The 3,171-nt window shown below is 67.1% G+C and carries 4 protein-coding genes; 2 read left to right on the top strand and 2 right to left on the bottom strand.

Annotated elements, in window-relative coordinates; genetic code table 11:
* Window positions 1-266: 266 nt before the first annotated feature.
* Entirely contained in the window at window positions 267-473 is a 207-nt protein-coding gene (locus AB0C69_RS40445; RefSeq protein WP_360361779.1) for a hypothetical protein, read from the bottom strand.
* Window positions 457-849 carry a hypothetical protein gene (locus tag AB0C69_RS40440; RefSeq protein WP_360361776.1) on the bottom strand — a complete coding sequence of 131 codons (393 nt, stop codon included), beginning with the start codon at window positions 847-849 and terminating at the stop codon, window positions 457-459. The genes AB0C69_RS40445 and AB0C69_RS40440 overlap by 17 nt, the downstream gene beginning before the upstream one ends.
* A gap of 595 nt (window positions 850-1,444) precedes the next feature.
* Here AB0C69_RS40440 and AB0C69_RS40435 point away from each other — a divergent pair.
* The gene (locus tag AB0C69_RS40435; protein WP_353831371.1) at window positions 1,445-1,753 is read left to right on the top strand and encodes an antibiotic biosynthesis monooxygenase; all 309 of its coding nucleotides are present in this window, start codon (window positions 1,445-1,447) and stop codon (window positions 1,751-1,753) included.
* On the top strand, window positions 1,750-2,952 hold the full coding sequence (locus AB0C69_RS40430; protein WP_360361773.1) for a helix-turn-helix transcriptional regulator: 1,203 nt from the start codon (window positions 1,750-1,752) through the stop codon (window positions 2,950-2,952). Before AB0C69_RS40435 ends, AB0C69_RS40430 begins: the two co-directional genes overlap by 4 nt.
* The last annotated feature ends 219 nt before the right edge of the window (window positions 2,953-3,171 follow it).

Here is a 3,171-nt window from a genome sequence, read left to right as displayed (position 1 = left end):
GGGCGACGCGGCGCGGCGGGACCGGACGGGACAGGCCGCATGCCCGGCGCGCCGGGGCGGGCGGCCGCCGGCGGCCGCGTAGCGGGCGCCCTTGAAGACGTAGAGAAAGTTCTCATCCGGCGGGTGTGCCTCTCGGCTGATCTTGTCTTCTGGACATGCGTCGGCCCCTGAGTTGCCTGGTCAGGGACCTGGTGGTGGTGCAACTCAGGGGCCGTGTGCGGAACTAGCTCAGGTTGGTCGGTCGGTTGGGGAGTGGTCGAGGGTGTTCACCTCTGATGCCATGGCCACCCCTTCGTCAGGGTGAGCTGCTCGCGTAGCTGGTGGACGTCGGGGGCCGAGAGTAGGCGGTCGCCGGTCGGTAGGGGGATCATGGCCCACCACTCCCCTGTCGCTTCGCCGTACCAGGCTTGGATGCCGGGGAACATCTCGGCGAGGACTTGGGCGGCCCGCTTGGTCTCAGCGTTGCCGCTCATGGCATCGGGCCTTCCCGCGGCTCGGCTCGTGGAGTCGGCCCCAAAGGATTCGCTCAACCTCGGTGACCGCCTGGTCCAGGTCGGCGCAGGGGATGGGTTGGGGGTTGCTGCGGGTGAGGTAGACCCAGCGGCCGAAGTGGGTGGCGCTGAGTTCCTCGGTGGCCGGTGCGTGCTTGGTCGGGCCGACCCGCAGTGTTGCCGGGGAGACGTGGAAGCGTCGCCTGGTGCGCCATCCCTGGGCGGCGAGTGCTTCGGCGAGGCGGTCGAGGTGCCACATGGCCTTGCGATCCTGGCGGTCTCTGGTGCCGAACCAGCGGACGAAGCGGCGGGCTCGGCGTCCCCATAGTCGTAGGGTCACGGCGGATTCGTCGATCATCCGTCGCCCTCCTTCGTGAGAGCGAGGACGCGCCCGATACGGTCGGCGGCCAACTCGGTCTCCCACAGCGGGCACAGCGGTTCAAGCTCTGGTTCGGAGCCGCGGGTCGGGCCGGACCAGACCCAGTGCCACCACAGCTCGCGGTCGCTGCTGTGCGGGTGGCATCTGACTTCTTGGCGTAGGCCGGGGCTCAGCACCTGACCCAAGGCGTTGTCGGGTGCTGGCTCGCCGGCCAGGTTCACGGCCATCACCGCGCCCTGTCCCCATGGCTTGGCGGTTAAGCCGCGCTGATCCAGAGCGGCTATCAAGGCGAGTGCTGCGTCTCGCCATTCGCGTGGGTTGCCGCCTGGTGGACGTAGGTGGGTGTCTGCTGCGTGCGGCGTCGGGGCGTCTGGGGGAACGGGCATACGGGTTCCTTTGGACGGTGTTTGCGAGGTTGATCGGCCAGCTCATCGCGGTGATCTTGCTGGTCAGAGCCCCACCAACCTGGATTGGTATTCAAAGTACGGGTACAGTACTTCAAGTACAAGTCACTTCGCGTACTTGCGCCGCACAATAAGTACTGATCTCGTAGAGGCGACGAAGGAGGGTGCCGATGTTCGGCTTGATGGTCCGGTTCACCTGCAAGGACGAAGAGAGCGCCGGTAAGTTCGACCAGCTGGTCTCCGAGACGATCGGCAAGATCGAAACGGAAGAGCCGGGCACGCTGATCTACGCGGTGCACAAGGTCGACGGGCAGCCGCTGCAGAGGATCTTCTATGAGCTGTATCGGGACCGGGCGGCCTTCGACGCGCACGAGGAGCAGGACCACGTTCGGCGTTTCCTCAGTGCTCGTGATGACCTGCTCGCCTCGGTGGAGGTCGACTGGTTGGGCCTACAGGTAGGCAAGGGAACGTCAGGGTGAGCACTGAGTATCAAAGGGCGCTCGGGCGGCGGATCGCTCAGGAGCGCAAGCGGCGGGGGCTGTCTCAGCCTGAGCTGGCGCGGCTGATCGATCGGTCCGTTGCCTGGGTCTCCCAGGTGGAGCGCGGCGTGCGCAAGGTCGACCGCATGTCGGTCTTGGAGAAGGTCGCCGAGGTGCTGGAGCTTCCGCTCTCGGAGTTGGCGGCCGAAGCTCCGGTTGTCGCCGCGTCGAGTGAGGAGATGCCGGGGTCGGCCGGGCTAAGGCTGGTGCTGTCGGGCGCTCACTCGCTGCGGGCCATGCTGCACTCGGCTCCCGTCCCGCCTACGGCGGAGATCAAGCCGCGAGTCGACCGGGCTTGGGAACTGGCGCATGAGAGCCACTATGTAGAGCTTGCGGACCTGCTCCGGGGCCTGGTGCCGGCGCTGGAAACCGCGGTGCGGTCGGCGCCGGAGGAGCGGCGGGCAGAGCTGTTCAACCTGCTGGCGGCGACATATCAAGCCTGCTCGGCGGCCTTGTCCAAGCTCAACGAGCCGGAAGCCTCGTGGATTGCTGCTGACCGCGCCATCGTCGCGGCCGAGCGTGCGGGCGATCCGCTGATGATGGCCGCCGGCGCCTTCCGGCTCGGGTTCGTCTTCCTGGGGGCGCGGCACTTCGACCAGGCCGAGGAGAACGCCCGGACGGCCACTGACGCGCTGTGGTTCCTGGTCGACCAGGGCAAGCCGGAAGCCATGTCCCTATGGGGCGGGCTGACGTTGCAGCGGGCCATGGCCGCGGCGCGGCTCAATCAGGCTGACGTGGCGTATGAGCATCTGGCGCGGGCTCGTGAGGTCGCTGAACGGCTCGGGAGCGGCCGCAACGACTACAACACCGAGTTCGGTCCGGCGAACGTCGTCCTGCATGAGGTCACCGTGGCGGTAGAGCTGGGAGACGCCGGCCACGCTCTTCGGGCCGGGAGCGAGGTCGACACCTCGACGTTGTCCCGTGAGCGTCGGGCAAGGCTGCAAGTCGACCTCGCGCGTGCGCACGCCCAGCGGCGGCAGGTCGATGGGGCTGTTGCGGCCTTGCTGGAGGCGGAGTCGATCACGCCGGAGCAGGTACGAAACCACCGGGTCGTGCGTCAGGTCGTGTCCGACCTGCTGACCATGCAGGACCCGCCCTCCTCTGACCTGCGAGAACTCGCCGAGAGGGTGGGCGCGTAGAAAAAGTACGTCTTCTAGTACTCAAAGTACTAGTAGAAACTCTGAGTACCGGGTAGCGTTCGTGTTGACGCTGAAGCACTCCTGATGGAGGTGAAGGCCCAACACGAACGCTCTTCGCGTTTCAGGTGGTGAGCGCCGACGTCACCGGGTTCCTGCACCAGGTGGCGGTGTCTCCGTGGGGCGAGCGGCTGCGGGTCGGGGCCGGCGGCGAGCCGGAGA

Origin of the sequence: Actinomadura sp. NPDC048032 (assembly GCF_040653175.1) — a bacterium.
GTDB lineage: Bacteria > Actinomycetota > Actinomycetes > Streptosporangiales > Streptosporangiaceae > Spirillospora > Spirillospora verrucosospora.
Note: the sequence above shows the minus strand (reverse complement) of the source record. Positions and strands in the feature narration are given on the sequence as shown.